This is a genomic window from Flagellimonas zhangzhouensis, from assembly GCF_900102925.1.
Lineage (GTDB): Bacteria > Bacteroidota > Bacteroidia > Flavobacteriales > Flavobacteriaceae > Flagellimonas > Flagellimonas zhangzhouensis.
On sequence record NZ_FNKI01000001.1, the window covers coordinates 1,409,750 to 1,427,825 of the forward strand.

At 40.9% G+C, this 18,076-nt stretch carries 12 protein-coding genes, 1 pseudogene and 2 riboswitches; all 13 genes and pseudogenes read left to right on the plus strand.

What is annotated here, in order from left to right; translation table 11 throughout:
* Positions 1–74 precede the first annotated feature (74 nt).
* Positions 75–2,009, plus strand: coding sequence for a CocE/NonD family hydrolase (locus tag BLQ18_RS06140; protein ID WP_090293503.1), 1,935 nt, complete (start codon positions 75–77; stop codon positions 2,007–2,009).
* 117 nt (positions 2,010–2,126) lie between these two features.
* Positions 2,127–2,233, plus strand: a riboswitch (SAM riboswitch).
* A gap of 79 nt (positions 2,234–2,312) precedes the next feature.
* The gene (thrA, locus tag BLQ18_RS06145; RefSeq protein ID WP_090293504.1) at positions 2,313–5,699 is read left to right on the plus strand and encodes a bifunctional aspartate kinase/homoserine dehydrogenase I; all 3,387 of its coding nucleotides are present in this window, start codon (positions 2,313–2,315) and stop codon (positions 5,697–5,699) included.
* Positions 5,696–6,868 (plus strand): trans-sulfuration enzyme family protein, encoded by a 1,173-nt coding sequence (locus BLQ18_RS06150; protein ID WP_090293505.1) that lies wholly within the window; start codon positions 5,696–5,698, stop codon positions 6,866–6,868. Before thrA ends, BLQ18_RS06150 begins: the two co-directional genes overlap by 4 nt.
* A gap of 54 nt (positions 6,869–6,922) precedes the next feature.
* Positions 6,923–7,330 carry an RrF2 family transcriptional regulator gene (locus BLQ18_RS06155; protein ID WP_090293506.1) on the plus strand — a complete coding sequence of 136 codons (408 nt, stop codon included), beginning with the start codon at positions 6,923–6,925 and terminating at the stop codon, positions 7,328–7,330.
* Between the two features lie 173 nt (positions 7,331–7,503).
* The gene (locus BLQ18_RS06160) at positions 7,504–8,127 is read left to right on the plus strand and encodes a phosphoadenosine phosphosulfate reductase domain-containing protein (protein ID WP_090293507.1); all 624 of its coding nucleotides are present in this window, start codon (positions 7,504–7,506) and stop codon (positions 8,125–8,127) included.
* 64 nt (positions 8,128–8,191) lie between these two features.
* Complete coding sequence (locus tag BLQ18_RS06165; RefSeq protein WP_090293508.1) at positions 8,192–10,282, plus strand: HEPN domain-containing protein; 2,091 nt, start codon at positions 8,192–8,194, stop codon at positions 10,280–10,282.
* Positions 10,275–11,051, plus strand: a complete 777-nt coding sequence (cobA, locus tag BLQ18_RS06170) for a uroporphyrinogen-III C-methyltransferase (RefSeq protein WP_090293509.1) — start codon at positions 10,275–10,277, stop codon at positions 11,049–11,051. Before BLQ18_RS06165 ends, cobA begins: the two co-directional genes overlap by 8 nt.
* Before the next feature lie 45 nt (positions 11,052–11,096).
* Positions 11,097–12,158, plus strand: a complete 1,062-nt coding sequence (locus BLQ18_RS06175) for an NAD(P)/FAD-dependent oxidoreductase (protein WP_090293510.1) — start codon at positions 11,097–11,099, stop codon at positions 12,156–12,158.
* A 90-nt stretch (positions 12,159–12,248) separates the two neighbouring features.
* Entirely contained in the window at positions 12,249–12,929 is a 681-nt protein-coding gene (locus BLQ18_RS06180; RefSeq protein WP_313795032.1) for an AraC family transcriptional regulator, read from the plus strand.
* A 15-nt stretch (positions 12,930–12,944) separates the two neighbouring features.
* Positions 12,945–13,166: pseudogene (locus tag BLQ18_RS17170) on the plus strand (helix-turn-helix domain-containing protein); the annotation flags it as partial.
* An 83-nt stretch (positions 13,167–13,249) separates the two neighbouring features.
* Positions 13,250–14,011, plus strand: coding sequence for an SDR family NAD(P)-dependent oxidoreductase (locus BLQ18_RS06185; protein ID WP_090293511.1), 762 nt, complete (start codon positions 13,250–13,252; stop codon positions 14,009–14,011).
* Between the two features lie 142 nt (positions 14,012–14,153).
* Positions 14,154–14,274, plus strand: a riboswitch (SAM riboswitch).
* Positions 14,275–14,366: 92 nt separating this feature from the next.
* Positions 14,367–15,368 (plus strand): homocysteine S-methyltransferase family protein, encoded by a 1,002-nt coding sequence (locus BLQ18_RS06190; protein WP_090293512.1) that lies wholly within the window; start codon positions 14,367–14,369, stop codon positions 15,366–15,368.
* A 9-nt stretch (positions 15,369–15,377) separates the two neighbouring features.
* Entirely contained in the window at positions 15,378–18,074 is a 2,697-nt protein-coding gene (gene metH, locus BLQ18_RS06195) for a methionine synthase (protein WP_090293513.1), read from the plus strand.
* Positions 18,075–18,076 lie beyond the last annotated feature (2 nt).

Here is an 18,076-nt window from a genome sequence, read left to right on the forward strand (position 1 = left end):
CCAAAACGGGCTCCTTTTTTTATTGTCTCCCTCTTCATTCTTTAGTAGCTTTAGAAACTCAAAACTAACTCAGCATGAAATTCAATTTCAAAATTCTATTCTTAAGTGTCGGCTTGTTGTTTGCCGTAGTCAGTTGTAATAAAACAACAAAGACCGAAGTGGCCGAGGTGGATACCTATGTGGCCGATAATTACACTAAAAAAGAAGTGGATATTGAGATGCGTGATGGCATCACTTTGCACACCACAATTTACTCCCCAAAAGATACCTCAAAGGAGTATCCCATCATCATGCAGCGTACGCCATATAGCTCCCAACCTTATGGTGAAGGAAATTTTAGAACAAAGATTGGTCCCAATGAACATTTAATGAAAGAGGGGAACATTATCGTGTATCAAGATGTGCGAGGAAGATGGCTGAGTGAGGGACATTACGTAAACATGCGAGCGTATATTCCCAATAAAACTTCCAACGATCAGGTGGATGAAAGTTCCGATACCTACGATACCATTGAATGGTTGGTGAACAATGTTGAAAACAACAATGGTAATGTCGGGATTTGGGGGATTTCGTACCCTGGACACTATGCAACTTATGCAACGGTGGATGCGCACCCTGCCTTAAAGGCCGCTTCACCTCAGGCTTGTATTGGGGATTTCTTTTTTGATGATTTCCACCATAACGGAGCCTATTTGTTGAGTTACTTTAGGGCAACATCACTTTTCGGAACCCCAAGACCTAATGGAGATCAACCCGTGGACACCGCTTGGTATACATTGCCAAGTCTACCAACCGAAGACCAATACCAATACTTTTTGGATGCAGGACCGTTGAAAAATCTAGACCACTTTTTTGAGTACGAAACTGCCGACACCCCTAAAATGCGTCCAGAAGGTGTAACCGATGATTATTTCTGGAATGAACTGAAAGAGCACCCGAATTATGATGAAATGTGGCAGAGTCGCGGATTGATTCAGCATTTGAAAAATGTGAAGAGCAGTGTAGCTACCATGATTGTGGGTGGGTGGTTTGATGCCGAAGATCTTTATGGGCCATTGGAGACCTATAAAAACATTGAAAAATATAACGATGGTAACTATAACACCATGGTGTTCGGACCTTGGGACCATGGAGGTTGGGCCAGAAATCGCGAAAGAAACGTTGTTGGAAACTATTACTTTGGCGATTCCATTTCGTTGTTTTTCCAGAAAGATATCGAGACCAAATTCTTCAACCACTTTTTAAAAGGGGATGGAGGTCCGAATTCTGGGTTGCCCGAAGCTTATGTGTTTGATACAGGTAAAAAAGAATGGAAAACCTATGACACTTGGCCTCCTGCAAATGCAGCAAAGGAGACCATGTACCTATCCGAAGATCAGGAGCTCACCACTGAGCCTAAAGGAGTCAAAGGAATTCAATTCATAAGCGATATAAAAAAGCCTGTACCTTATTCTGAGGATGTAAAAACCGTTTTCACACCAAGAAAATACATGACGGATGATCAACGTTTTGCTGCGCGCCGTTCTGATGTTTTGGTTTTTGAAACTGAGGTGATGGACGAGGATTTTACCTTGGCGGGAGATATTATGGCGCATTTAAAAGTGGCCACAACGGGTACTGCAGCCGATTGGATCGTAAAGGTGATTGATGTGCATCCTGCCGATGTGGAAACCAATGAAGAAATGCAGGACCACCTCAAAATGAGCAATTACCATTTAATGGTACGAAGTGAAGTGCTTCGTGGTCGATTTAGAAATAGTTTTTCAGACCCTGAGCCATTTACACCCAATGAGAAAACGGATGTGAACATCAAGCTTCAAGATGTGTTCCATACCATTAAAAAAGGACACAAATTGCAGATTCAGGTGCAAAGTACTTGGTTTCCACTTATCGATTTGAATCCACAAACTTATGTGGACAATATCTTCAAAGCGGATGAGTCAGACTTTAAAACCCAAACCCATACCGTTTTCACCGATTCCAATATTGAGTTTACGGTGTTGAAATAGAATTTTGTTTTTGAACCTTGGGGCAAGAATTGGTCTTTCGTGAAAAAATCCGAAAAGATTAGGAAAATCCATCTTTCCATCAGTATCTTTGCCCCACGAAGTTCAAACACGTATTGTTAGTTATCAAGAAAGGCGGAGGGAATAGACCCGTTGAAGCCTTAGCAACCCTTGGTGTCCATGACCAAGAAGGTGCTACATTCTATCCCAACGGGAATAGATAACGAAAACAGGTAGTCTCTGCCCCACTTTCTTATAACCATACTATTTATTACTAATTGACCCTTTGGGGTTTATATTGCTATTATGGAATTAAGGCATTTGGCCATAGAACAATTTGAAACGATAAACGGGTCCGTTCAAGACCTGAAGCTTTCCTATGAAATTTTTGGACAGCCCTTGCATTCGGCACCCATTGTATTGGTGAACCATGCACTTACAGGGAACTCCAACGTAGCAGGCGAAGGCGGTTGGTGGACCGATTTGATTGGCGAGGGAAAATGCATCGACACCAATATTTATACGGTTCTTTCCTTTAATATCCCTGGAAATGGATACGATGGTTTTGTCATAGAAAATTATAAGGATTTTGTAGCTGGAGATATAGCCAAAATCTTTTTGTTGGGATTAAAGCAACTTCAAATTGAAAAGCTGTTTGCCATTATCGGAGGTTCTTTGGGTGGTGGAATTGCGTGGGAAATGACCGCATTCAATCCGAACATTACCGAACATTTGATTCCAGTGGCATCCGATTGGAAATCTACGGATTGGTTGATTGCCAACTGTCAAATTCAAGAGCAGTTTTTGGTGAATTCCAAGCAACCTGTGCACGATGCCCGTATGCATGCGATGCTGTGCTACCGTACCCCTGAATCTTTCAAGGAACGATTCAAACGTAGCACTAACGAAGAACTGAAAGTGTTCAATGTGGAAAGTTGGTTGATGCACCACGGGAAAAAATTACAAGAGCGTTTTCAGCTTTCCGCCTATAAGTTGATGAACCAATTATTAAAGTCCATCGACATTACCCGAAATGGGGATGCAGCTTTTAAGACTCTTCAAGAAAGCGAGATGAAAATCCATATTATCGGAGTGAATTCCGATTTGTTCTTTACTGCGGAAGAAAACAAGGAAACCTTTAAGCGATTGGCCCAGGCCAATGCCAATGTAACTTATGGAGAAGTGCAATCGCTTCATGGTCACGATGCCTTTTTGATGGAATTTGAGCAATTGGAAAAACTGTTGCAGCCCGTTTTTCAACCTGAAGCAAAAAAGGAACGCATTAAAATATTAAAGTTCGGGGGAAAATCCTTAGCGAATGGTGAGGGCATTGAAAGAGTCCTTGACATCATATCAAAAAGAGCTGAAGCCAACGAACATTTTGCCGTTGTGGTTTCCGCAAGGGGCAAAGCGACCGATCAGTTGGAAAATTTATTGGACAAAGCTGCAGATGGCAAGGATTTTCAAGAAGAATTGAATAAGTTCGCTGCCTATCAAAAAAATAACTTTAATGTTGACATTTTCGATGAGCTCAATGCTATCGAAAAAATATTGAACGGAGTTTCCTTAACTGGGGATTACAGCCTTAAAACCAAAGACGAAATGTTGTCTTTTGGGGAGTTGTTGTCCGCCAAATATGTAACTGCCGCTCTCAAAGCATCTGGGTTAAAAGCAAAGCTTTTCGATTCCAGAAAATTGATTACCACGGACGATAATTATAGCAATGCGGAGGTGGACCAAGGTGCATCAAAAGAAAACGTGCTTCGCTATTTCCATGAATTGGAGGCAGACACTATTCCCGTGGTGACTGGTTTTATCGGGTCTAACCGAGATGGTTCAACCACTACTTTGGGCAGAAACGGAAGTAATTACTCCGCTGCTTTGTTGGCGAATTATTTGGATGCTTCTGAGTTGATCAATTACACCCATGTAGATGGGATTTTTACGGCCAATCCCGATTTGGTTAGCGATGCCAAGCTGATTGATGTGATTTCATACAGTGAAGCCAATGAGTTGGCCAATTTCGGGGCTAACATTTTACATGCGAAGACCATAATCCCGCTTATTGAGAAAAATATTCCATTGCGTATTTGCAATACGTTCAACGACGATAATGAAGGGACTTTGATCGGCCCAAAAACTGATAATGGAGGAATTAAATCCCTTTCGGTGCTGGACAATATGGCTCTTATTAATTTAGAAGGAAGAGGTCTGCTTGGAAAGGTTGGGGTCGATATGCGTATTTTCCGTGCATTGGGTCAAAATGGTATCAGTGTTGGAATTATTTCGCAGGGGTCTTCCGAGCGAGGTATCGGTTTGGTGGTGGATGAGTCCAAAGCCGAAAAGGCCAAAAAAGTGCTCGATCAAGAATTTGAGACGGATTATTCAAGTCAAGATATCAACCAGATAACCGTGGTAAAAGATGTTTCGGTGATTTCCATTGTGGGAATGGACTTGAGCAGTTTCCATAAACCGTTCAACGCCTTGGTAAAAAACCAGGTGATTCCGTTGTTGTTCAATAATACCGTAACGGGTAAGAATGTGAGTATGGTGGTGAAGAAATCTGACCTTCACAAAGCCATCAATGTGATTCACGGACAGATTTTCGGAATCGCAAAGAAAATCAATTTGGCCTTGTTCGGTCACGGAACGGTTGGAGGTACTTTGATTGACCAAATCCTGAATTCAGAAAAGAGCATTGAAGAACGTAAAAGTTTGGACTTGCGCATTTTTTCGGTTTCCAACTCCAGAAAAGTATTGTTGGATGCCAAAGGTATCGGATCCAATTGGAAAGAAAGATTGGAAAAGGAGGGAGTGTCTTACGAGGTTGCTGACATCATTACCTTTGCCAAAAGGAATCATTTGGAGAACTTGATAGCTGTGGACAACACTGCAAGCAACACTTTTGTGGAGAACTACGAAACTTTGGTAAAACATGGTTTTGACTTGGTTTCTTCCAACAAAATTGCCAATACATTGAGTTTTGATACCTATAAAAGCCTCCGAAAATGTTTGGATGCGAATCAAAAACAATACTTGTACGAAACCAATGTTGGAGCAGGACTTCCATTAATCGATACAATCAAATTATTACACCTGTCTGGAGAAAACATCACAAGAATCAAAGGCGTTTTTTCAGGCTCGTTGAGTTATATTTTCAATACATTTTCAGAAAAGGAAACCGCTTTTTCCATCATTGTTAAGGAAGCGATGGAAAATGGCTATACCGAACCAGACCCACGAGAAGATCTGTCTGGAAATGATGTAGGTAGAAAATTATTGATTTTGGCCCGTGAGCTCGATCTTCAAAATGAATTTTCGGATATTAATGTGCAGAATTTGATTCCTGAACAGCTTCAACCCCTCCAATTTGATCAATTTATGAATCGTATTGGTGAGATGGATGGGGTGTATTCAGAGATCAAGAATAAACAAGAAGAAGGTCATGTGCTACGTTATGTGGGTGATTTACATGGCGATCTTCAGCAAGATAAAGGGATTTTGGATGTAAAACTGATTTCCGTTCCAAAAGAAAGTGCTTTGGGACAGATCAAAGGTTCCGATTCCATTATCGAGATTTATACGGAATCCTATGGAGAAAATCCATTGGTGATTCAAGGGGCAGGGGCAGGGGCCGCTGTGACCGCAAGAGGAGTTTTTGGTGATATTTTAAGAATAGCAGAAAAGATATGAGAAAAGGTAGCAAGCAATTTGAAACAGAAGCAATTCGCACACAAATGGAGCGCAGTCAGAATTTGGAGCATTCCAGCCCCATTTATATGACTTCCAGCTTTGTTTTTGAAGATGCGGAAGATATGCGTGCTTCATTTGCCGAAGAAAAGGAACGCAATATTTATTCCAGATATTCCAACCCTAACAACAATGAACTGATTGAAAAGGTTTGTAAGATGGAGGGTGCGGAAAATGGATTTGCCTATGCCTCTGGAATGGCAGCTGTTTTTTCAACTTTAGCCGCTTTATTGGATGCTGGTGACCATGTAATTTCGTCCAAAAGTATTTTTGGTTCAACACATACATTGTTCACCAACTTTTTTCCAAAATGGAATATCAGTACCAGTTATTTTGATGTGGATGATTTGGATTCCATCGAGGGAATGATTCAACCCAACACCAAAATCATTTATGCTGAATCCCCAACCAATCCAGGGGTGGATGTTTTGGATTTAGAGGCATTGGGAAATATTGCCAAAAAACATGGACTCATTTTTATTATTGACAATTGTTTTGCGACACCTTATCTACAACAGCCTATAAAATTTGGTGCTGATTTGGTTATCCATTCAGGCACCAAGTTGATGGACGGTCAAGGTAGAGTTTTGGCAGGAATTACCGTTGGTAGTGGTGAATTAATGGATAAGGTGTACAGATTCTCTAGAATTACGGGACCTGCTTTATCACCTTTCAATGCATGGGTATTATCCAGAAGTTTGGAAACTTTGGCCATTCGTGTGGACAGACATTGTGAAAATGCATTGAAATTGGCCACCTTTTTGGAGGGACACGATAAAATTGAATGGGTGAAATATCCTTTCCTAAAATCGCATCCGATGCATGAAATTGCGAAGAAACAAATGAAAGCTGGTGGTTGCGTGGTAGCTTTTGAGGTAAAAGGTGGTTTGGATGCTGGTCGGAAATTCTTTGATAGTATCGAATTGCTTTCGCTTTCGGCCAATTTAGGGGATTCCAGAAGTATTGTGACCCACCCTGCATCAACAACGCATAGTAAATTAACTACCGAAGAACGTCTAGCTGTTGGTATCTCTGACGGTATGGTAAGGGTTTCAGTCGGGTTGGAACATATTGATGATATTATTGCGGATGTTGAGCAAGCTTTGGGGTAAACCGAAAGGTATCTTTTAAGGAAGTAGATTACTAAATTTCCCTATATTCGTATAATGCTCTCCAAGAAGACAAAATACGGACTTAAGGCACTTACCTTTCTTGCAAAAGTAGAGGGTAAGGAGCCTGTTCAAATTGCTGAAATAGCTAAGCACGAGAACATTTCCCAAAAGTTTTTGGAAAGCATATTACTTACCTTAAGGCGCAATGGCTTTCTTGGTTCCAAAAAAGGTAAAGGTGGGGGATATTACCTCATCAAGGAACCCAAAGATATTCCCATGACTACCGTTATGCGTGTGTTGGAGGGGCCTATTGCCATGGTGCCGTGCGTTAGCCTCAATTTCTACGAAAAATGTGACGATTGTCCCGACGAGGGTGAATGCTCTGTTCACAAGCTAATGCTTCAGGTAAGGGACAGTGCCTTAGATGTCTACAGAAACAATACTTTAGCAGACTTACTGTAGTTAACTCCCTCATTTTCAGTTTTACAATTGATGATTTGATAATAATACACCTGAAATTCTATTAATCTACTAAAACTATAGGATAAAAATAAATTTAAGATTTGTTTTGGTTTTTCTTCTAAAAAATAATTTTACGTTTGTAATTCCTATTAAAACGATAGACTTTATATCTTATGGCTCTTAATATAGATTTAGAATACTACAACAAGCAATTTAGAGGAATACCCCCAGAAGAAATTATTAGCTGGGCTCTGCAATTGTCAGAAAGAAGAATTGTAACAACAAGTTTTGGAAAGTACTCTGCGGTTCTGCTCAATACTTTCAGTATGGAAGACCCTGATATCAATGTAGTTTGGTGTGATACGGGGTATAACTTACCTGAAACCTACGAACATGCTTCGTACTTGACCAATTTGCTCAATCTAAATCTAAACACCTATGTTCCAAAAGAGACAAAAGCCTTTACAGAGCATCGTTTGGGATTTCCATCGGTAGATCAGCCAGAGCATGCCGAGTTTTCTGAAATTGTGAAATTGGAACCCTTTAGAAGAGCGTTGGCAGATTTCAAGCCAGATATTTGGTTTTCCAATATCAGAATTCGTCAGACTGATTTACGAACCTCCAAAGATATTTTAAGCTATAGTAAAGAGGGTATCCTTAAAGTAAGCCCATTTTATTATTGGACCGATGAAGACTTGGACGGTTATTTGGAGCAACACAACCTTCCCAAGAATAGTACGTACTTTGATCCAGTAAAGGCATTGGAAAGTAGAGAGTGCGGCATTCACTTACAGTAAACAAAAAAACATTTTAGATTATTTCATTCAAATTAATCTATAAAAACGATAGGAAAAATAGCATATGCAAAGCTTTAGAACAGAGATAGAAAACCCAGTAGTAGAGAAAGATATCATCGAATTGGAGAAAAAAATCCGCCAGTTCAAAGATGGCAATATCGATGAGGAAAAGTTCCGAAGCCTACGTTTGGCACGTGGAGTTTATGGACAGCGTCAACAGGGTGTTCAGATGATTCGGATCAAATTGCCTTATGGTAAGGTCAGTAGCAAACAATTGCTTCGAATTGCCGATGTTTCCGATGAGTATTCTCGTGGAAGATTGCATATCACTACCCGTCAAGATATTCAGATTCACTATGTGGATTTGGAGCGTACCCCTGAACTTTGGGCCGAATTGGAAAAGGATGAAGTTACGCTTCGTGAAGCTTGTGGGAATACCGTTCGTAACGTAACAGCCAGTGAAACCGCAGGTATTGATGTGGATGAACCATTCGATGTTTCTCCGTATGCACAAGCCGTTTTTGAATATTTCTTAAGAAATCCTATCGGGCAGGAAATGGGAAGAAAATTCAAAGTTTCTTTCTCAGCCAGTGATGCCGATACAGGCCTTTCCTATATGCATGATCTTGGTTTTATAGCCAAAGAAAAAGATGGTGAAAGAGGTTTTAAAGTGATGTTGGCAGGTGGCTTGGGTTCACAGCCGCGCCATGCCGATGAATTGTATAGTTTTTTACCTACAGATAAAATCATTCCAATGATGGAGGGGGTTGTCCGCGTGTTCGATAGATACGGCGAGCGAAAAAGTAGGGCAAAAGCTCGTATGAAATTCTTGCTGAAAGATATCGGTCTGGATGGTTTCAAACAATTATTGGAAGAAGAACAAACAGCAGTTCCTCATCAAACCTATCCCATCAATTTTGAGGATTATCCAAAGGTGAATGTCGCTGAGGTTAAAACTCCAGAAGTTACCATCGAAGACCAAACAGCTTTTGAAGATTGGAAGTCTACCAACTTGGTGCCTCAAAAACAAGAGGGATATGTTGCCATCGGTATCAAAGTGCTTTTAGGTGATTTCTATACGGATAAAGCCCGTGAACTGGCCAAATTGGTGCAAGATTATGCAGCGGGGGAGATTCGTTTGTCCCTTAGACAAAACATATTGATTCCTTATGTAAAAGAGGATTTGGTTCCATTCTTTTATCAAGAATTGAAAAAACTTGGCTTTGCCGAAGCGGGCTATAACAAAGCATTGGACATCACTGCATGTCCTGGAACCGATACCTGTAATTTGGGTATTGCCAGTAGTACGGGAATAGCTGATGAGTTGGAAAAAGTAATCAAAGCTGAATATCCACAATACATCAAAAATCCAGATGTGGTCATCAAGATCAGTGGATGTATGAATGCTTGCGGGCAACACAATATGGCTCACATTGGTTTCCAAGGAATGTCCGTTAGAACCAAAGATAAATTGGTGGCTCCAGCACTTCAAGTGTTGTTGGGAGGTGGAAATTATGGCGATGGAAAAGCAAGATTTGCCGACAAAGTGGCCAAGATTCCAAGTAAAAGAGGACCACAGGCTTTGCGTCTTATTTTGGATGATTTTGAAGCTAATGGGAACGGTGCTTCATTCACCGATTATTACGAGGAAAAAGGACAAATCTATTTCTACGATTTCCTAAAACCATTGACTGATGTAGATAATTTAACCCACGAAGATTTTATTGACTGGGGCAACGAGGAAAAATATGTCAAGGAAATTGGAGTAGGGGAATGTGCAGGAGTGATAGTGGATTTAGTAGCTACATTGTTCTTCGAAAGTCAAGAGAAAATCGAAAATGCCGAAGAAGCCATCAAAGAGGGAAAATGGGTGGCTAGTATTTATTATTCCTACCAATCCATTGTAAACTCTGCCAAGGCATTGTTGACGGCAGAAAAAGTAAAAGTGAATACCCATGCAAGCATCATCAAGGATTTTGATAGGTTGTATGTGGAGACAGATAAAATAGCCTTTGAGGGCGGGTTTGAAAAAGTGGCCCTTCAGTTGAACCAGAACGAACCATCTGAAGCTTTTGCAAAAAGTTATTTGGAAGATGCCAAAACAGTGTTGGAAAAATTGGAAGCGTTCAGAAAAATGGAGTTGGAACATGCGTAGTGGAAAATTGACAGTAGTGGGTGCAGGCCCAGGCGATGTGGATTTGATTACCCTAAAAGGGATCAAAGCCTTGCAAAATGCGGATGTTGTGCTATTTGATGCATTGGTGTCCACAGAGCTATTGGAATATGCATCTCAAGCGGAACAAATATTTGTGGGAAAGCGCAAGGGGTGTTATGCTTATCAACAAGAGCAAATCAATGAGTTGATTGTGCAACGCGCCAATCAAGGATTGCATATTGTCCGCTTAAAAGGAGGTGACCCATTTGTGTTTGGTCGTGGAGCAGAAGAAATGGAATATGCCGCCCAGTTCGGAATTGAAGTGGCTGTTGTGCCTGGGATTTCATCTTCGGTATCCGTGCCTGCATCACAAAACATTCCAGTGACCAAAAGAGGAGCTGCAGAAAGTTTTTGGGTAATCACAGGAACCACCAAAGAGCACAAATTATCCAATGATGTGGCATTGGCCGCAAAATCAAATGCAACCGTAATCATCCTAATGGGCATGTCCAAATTGGGAGAGATCATGGAGCTATTTAAAAAAGAAGAAAAAGAAAATACGCCAGTGGCCATTATTCAAAATGGCACCACGGACCAAGAAAAGATTGGAATCGGCACTGTTGCTTCCATTGAGAACAAGGCAAGGGAGCAGCAGTTATCCAATCCAGCGATCATTGTGATCGGAGAGGTGGTAAACCACCGTCAAATAATATCGGATATTCAAAAAGAGTATCAAATTAAGGGAGAAAAATTGCAAGAAAAAGTGTAGTAATGTCAGCTCGAGCGCAGTCGAGAGCAATTAAAAAGTAGTAGTATGATCAAAACAGATATCATTATAATCGGAGCAGGGCCAACGGGTTTGTTCACCGTTTTTGAAGCAGGTTTGTTAAAGCTAAAATGCCATTTAATTGATGCGTTGGCACAACCTGGAGGACAATGTTCCGAGATCTATCCTAAAAAACCAATCTATGATATTCCAGCCTACCCAGAGATTTTGGCAGGAACATTAGTGGATAACCTAATGGAGCAGATTAAACCGTTCGAACCTGGTTTTACCTTGGGTGAGCGTGCAGAAATTTTGGAGAAACAAGACGATGGCTCTTTTATAGTTACAACAAGTCAAGGAACCAAGCACCATGCACCAGTGGTGGTAATTGCAGGTGGTTTAGGATCTTTTGAACCTAGAAAACCATTGATTGCCAATATTGGACTTTTTGAAAGTAAAGGGGTGGAGTATATGGTGAAAGACCCAGAACAATTCCGCGATAAAAAAGTAGTGATTTCTGGTGGAGGTGATTCCGCCTTGGATTGGGCTATTTTCTTGGCCGATGTAGCTTCCGAAGTGGCATTGGTTCACCGTAGAAACGAATTCCGTGGCGCTTTGGACTCTGTAGAAAAAGCAAGGGAATTAGCCAAATTGGGCAAAATTCAATTGTATACCGAAGCTGAGGTTAAGGAAATTCATGGCAAGGATGAACTTCAGGCCGTTGTTATAAAATATAATGATGAGAATAGGGAAGATGCCTACGTTGAAACCGATTTCTTTATTCCATTGTTCGGGTTATCTCCAAAATTAGGGCCTATCGGAGATTGGGGATTGGAAATCGAAAAAAATGCCATCAAGGTAAACAATGCCAAGGATTACCAAACCAATATTCCAGGGGTTTTTGCCATCGGTGATGTAAATACCTATCCTGGAAAACTTAAATTGATTTTGTCTGGCTTTCATGAAGCTGCGGTAATGTGTCAGTTTGCCTATCAAATTATCAACCCAGATAAGCGATTTGTAATGAAATATACGACAGTTGGTGGCGTGCAAGGATTTGACGGTTCTAAAAAAGAGGCCAAAAAAGAAGTGGTGCAGAGCATCAACTAACCATTATAGTTTTTAGCTAAGCAAACACCTTTCAGAAGCAATTTTGAGGGGTGTTTTTGTTTTTAGGGTATATTTGATTTTTACAATTGTATGGAAAGCCTTTTTACGCTGCGCGATTTCTACGGAAAGTTGAGTTTGCCCATTCCAGAGAACATTGGGAAAGATATAGGGCATTTTAATGTTTTCAATATTTCTGAATATAGGGCAAGGCTGAGCAAAGGCGAAATGCGATACGACCGTCGATCCTATTACAAGATCAGTTTGATCAATGGTAAAAATCGAGCTGAATATGCCGACAAGACCATTGTTATTGAGGACAAGGCACTGCTATTTGCTTCCCCAAAGATTCCATACAACTATGTGCCGCAGGATGAAGAACAATCAGGCTACTTTTGTGTTTTTACTGAGAACTTTTTATCAAAGGATAAAAGTGGGGTCATTTTGGAAAAGTTACCTTTGTTTCAACCAGGAGGATTTCCAATACTCAACATTTCAGAGGAAAATTATGTGGAGATTGAGCAATTGTTCAAGAAAATTGAACGCGAACTTTCTTCAGACTATGCCTTTAAGTTTGATTTGATTCGAGCTTACGTAATTGAATTATTGCATTTAGGACAAAAGCTACATCCCATACAATCGCACGAGAATACTAAAAATGCAGCAATTCGCATTACAGATTTGTTTGTGGAACTTTTGGAGCGACAGTTTCCCATCAATTCTCCATCACAGGGTCTTTTATTAAAAACGGCCAACGATTTTAGCGAGCGTTAGGCTGTCCATGCCAATCACTTAAACAAGGTGTTGAAAGAAACCACTGGAAGTACAACAACAGGGATTATTCATGCCCGAATTTTTGAAGAAGCAAAGATATTGCTCAACAACACGGATTGGAGTATTTCAGAAATTGCCTTTAGTCTTGGATTCGAAGAAGTCGCCCACTTTTCCAATTTCTTCAAAAAACATGCACAACTATCTCCTTTAAAATTTAGGTCGACCCTTAAAGTTTGATTTTTGCAAAAAATCGATTGATGCTCGCAAACCTATGGGGTTTATCGCGAATACTTTTGTATTGAAATCAAAAATCAATTACAATGAACAAAGAAAAAGTAGCATTGATCACGGGGGGTAGCCGCGGACTGGGAGAAAATATGGCCATCAAATTGGCCGAAAAAGGGTTGAACGTTTTGATTACCTATCAACACAATAAAGAGGAGGCTGACAAAACTGTAAACGAAATAGAAAGTTTAGGTCAAAAAGCCTACGCGCTTCAATTGGATGTTGCAAAATCCAATAGTTTTGATGCCTTTGCTGATGAGGTCAAAAATGTCTTGGAATCTCAATTTGATGCAAAAAATTTGGATTATTTGGTCAATAATGCTGGGATTGGAATCAATGCCCCAATTTCAGAAACCACAGAAGAGCAGTTGGATGCCTTGGTCAATATCCATTTTAAAGGGGTGTTTTTCTTGACTCAAAAGTTATTACCCATGCTATCGGAAGGCGGTGGAATTGTAAATATTTCGAGTGGATTGGCCCGTTTCTCATTCCCAGGATATTCAGTCTATGGCTCCATGAAAGCCGCCATTGAAGCTCTGACCCGATATCAAGCCAAGGAATTGGGGGCTCGCCAAATTAGGTCGAATGTGGTAGCGCCAGGTGCCATCGAAACCGATTTTGGTGGGGGAACCAATAAAAATGATGAGGGAAAAAGAACAGCTATTGCAAGTATTACGGCCTTGGGCCGTGTTGGAATTCCGAGCGATATTGGTGGCGTAGTGACATTTTTATGTTCCGAAGATGCCAAATGGGTCAACGGTCATCGCATCGAAGTTTCAGGAGGGATGTTGGTTTAAAAACATCACAATTACAAGACGAAAACGGGTTGAGGAATCAATCCGTTTTTTTATTGTTGGATTTCTAAAAATTCAAAGGCTTTTTTTGCTTTTCACTAGGGAGTGCCGTTTCTTTGCAGTTCAGTTCATTTATAAATTGAAAGTGTTATCAAGAAAGGTGGAGGGATTAGACCCTGTGAAGCCTTAGCAACCCTCGACCTCGAGAAGGTGCTACATTCTACCCCTGTCTTGAATTCATTTCAAGACCTTTCGGAAGATCAACCTGGAAGGGGAAGGATAACGAAAAGAATACAGCAACGTATTTTTCCGCACTTTTCTTGATCTCACTACATCCTTTTTTGAAGGAAATTGTACTATGGAAAAAATTGAAGACATATTGAAGAAACGGATTTTAGTGCTGGATGGAGCCATGGGCACTATGTTGCAGCGCTATAAATTCAAGGAGGAGGATTTCAGGGGTGAACGCTTCAAAGATTGGCCAAGTGATTTGCAAGGTAATAATGATTTGTTGTCCATCACTCAGCCAACTGCTGTAAAAGAAGTACATCGAAAGTTTTTGGAAGCAGGTGCGGATATTTTGGAGACCAATACATTTTCTGGAACTACCATCGCTATGGCCGATTACGGCATGGAAGAATTGGTATATGAACTTAATTTTGAATCGGCTAAAATCGCAAGAGAAGTGGCCGATGAATTCACTAAAAAGAACCTAAACAAGCCAAGGTTTGTAGCAGGAAGTATAGGTCCGACCAATAAAACTGCTAGTATGTCACCCGATGTGAACGATCCAGGGTTTCGTGCTGTTTCATTTGATGAACTTCGAATTGCCTATAAACAACAAGTTGAGGCTTTGCTCGACGGAGGTGTTGATATATTATTGGTGGAAACCATTTTTGACACCTTGAATGCCAAGGCTGCTCTTTTTGCCATTGAAGAAGTAAAAGAAGAAAGAAACATAGAAGTTCCAGTGATGGTCAGTGGCACTATAACCGATGCTTCAGGAAGGACTTTGTCAGGTCAAACTGCAGAGGCTTTTTTGATTTCCATTTCCCATATTCCAATTTTATCAGTTGGATTCAATTGTGCTTTGGGAGCCAAACAATTGGTGCCGTACTTGGAGGTGGTTTCGGCTAAATCTGAATTTGCTGTTTCTGCTCATCCCAATGCAGGATTGCCCAATGCATTTGGTGAGTATGATGAAACACCTGAGCAAATGGCTGCTCAAATCCGAGAATATGTAGAAAAAGGATTAGTAAACATTGTTGGTGGATGTTGTGGTACCACTCCAGAACATATCAAGGCCATTGCAGAAGTAGTTAAAGATTACAAACCTAGAAAACTGTTGACTCCAGCCTAGTATTAGATTATGACAGTGAACAACGAACAACGATATTTAAAGCTAAGTGGTCTTGAACCCTTGGTCGTTACCCCAGAAAGCAATTTCATTAATGTGGGGGAACGGACCAATGTGGCGGGTTCCAAACGGTTTTTAAGGCTGATAAAGGAAGAAAAGTTTGATGAGGCACTCGACATCGCCCGTGACCAAGTTGAGGGTGGTGCACAAGTCATCGATATTAATATGGATGATGGTCTGATTGATGGCAAAGAGGCCATGGTCAGATTCCTGAATTTGATTGTTTCAGAACCAGATATTGCTCGAGTTCCCATTATGATCGATAGTTCCAAATGGGAAATTATCGAAGCAGGACTGCAAGTGGTGCAAGGAAAATGTGTGGTGAACTCCATCAGCCTAAAAGAGGGAATAGAAGAGTTTGTCCACCATGCCAAACTGATCAAAAGATATGGAGCTGCCGTTATTGTAATGGCCTTTGATGAGGTGGGTCAAGCCGATACTTTGGAGCGCCGAAAAGAGATTGCAAAACGTTCCTACGATATTTTGGTGAACGAAGTGAATTTTCCGCCAGAGGATATCATTTTCGACTTGAATATTTTCCCTGTTGCAACGGGAATGGACGAACATAAAAATAACGCCATCGATTTTATCGAAGGTACACGATGGGTGCGTGAAAATTTGCCCTATTGCAGTGTTAGTGGTGGCGTGAGTAATGTATCGTTCTCCTTTAGGGGAAACAACCCTGTTCGTGAGGCCATGCACTCCGCATTTTTGTTCCATGCGATTAAAGCTGGGATGAATATGGGAATCGTAAACCCAACTATGTTGGAGGTATACGACGATATTCCAAAAGATTTGTTGGAACATGTAGAAGATGTGTTGCTCAACAGAAGGGACGATGCAACAGAACGATTGTTGGAGTTTGCGGAAACCGTTGTGGGTACTGCAAAGGAAAGCAAGGTGGATTTATCTTGGCGTGAAGAACCACTTCAAGATAGGATTACCCGTGCCTTGGTCAAGGGGATCGACCAATATATTGTTGAAGACGTTGAAGAAGCCCGTCAGCAAGCAACCAAACCTTTGGAAGTTATCGAAGGTAATTTGATGACAGGGATGAATGTGGTTGGAGATTTGTTCGGAAGCGGTAAAATGTTCCTGCCCCAAGTGGTAAAATCCGCTAGGGTAATGAAAAAGGCCGTAGCCTATCTAACTCCTTACATTGAAGCATCAAAAGATAAAGATGCCAAAGCAGCAGGTAAAATTTTGATGGCAACTGTAAAGGGCGATGTGCACGATATCGGAAAGAACATCGTAAGTGTGGTATTGGCCTGTAACAATTACGAGATTATAGATATGGGTGTGATGGTGCCACCTGAAAAAATCATCAATAGGGCCAAAGAAGAGCAAGTGGACATTATTGGGTTGAGCGGTTTGATTACTCCATCCTTGGACGAAATGGTGTTCTTGGCCAAAGAAATGGAGCGCCAAAACTTTAAAGTGCCTCTTTTGATTGGTGGAGCAACTACCAGTAAAGCACATACAGCGGTTAAAATCGACCCCCAGTACAGTCATTCTGTGGTGCACGTGAACGATGCTTCCAGAGCCGTAACTGTGGTGGGCGATTTGCTGAGCGATGAGACTTCTGTGAAGTATAAAAAATCCATCAAGCTGGATTACGAGAGTTTTCGCGACAAGTTCTTGAACCGTTCCAAGCACAAGGAATATTTGACACTGGACGATGCTCGAAAAAATAAAATGCAAATCGATTGGGATTCATCGGACATTAAAAAACCGAACCAATTGGGGATTCAGGTGTTGGAAGATTTCGATTTGACCAAATTGGAAGAATTTATTGATTGGTCGCCATTTTTTAGAAGTTGGGATCTGCATGGAAAATACCCTGATATTTTGAATGATGAGGTCGTGGGTGATCAGGCCAAAGAACTTTTTAAAGATGCCAAAACCCTTTTGAAGCAGGTTTTGGATGAAAAATTGCTAAAAGGAAAGGCTATTTTCGGGTTGTTTCCTGCCAATCAAATAGATGAAGATGATATTGAAGTTGTCAGTTCGAGCGCAGTCGAGAACGAGGGGCAAACTTTTATCTTCAGAACCCTCCGTCAACAATTAAAAAAGCGAGAAACTGTTCCAAATATCGCATTGGCAGATTTTATTGCTCCCAAAGAATCAGGAATTCAAGATTATATGGGCTTCTTCTGTGTAAGCACAGGATTTGGAACCCAAGAATTGGCCACTGAGTTCGAAAAAAATCATGATGATTACAATTCCATAATGATCAAGGCTTTGGCCGATAGATTGGCGGAGGCCTTTGCCGAATATTTGCACAAAGAGGTGCGAACCAAACATTGGGGCTACGCAGTGGATGAAAATTTGGACAATGAAGCTCTAATTAAAGAAAAATATCGCGGTATTCGACCCGCACCTGGCTATCCTGCATGTCCCGACCATTTGGAAAAATTGACCATTTGGGATTTGTTGGACGTGGAAGAAAAAATAGGAGTAAAGTTGACCGAAAGTTTGGCCATGTGGCCTGCTGCAAGTGTAAGTGGCTATTATTTTGGACACCCAGAAGCCAAGTATTTCGGATTGGGGAAAATAAAACAAGATCAAGTTCAGGATTTTGCTGAACGAAAAAATATTAAATTGGAGGAAGCCCAAAAATGGTTGGCTCCGAATATAGTTGACGAATAGTA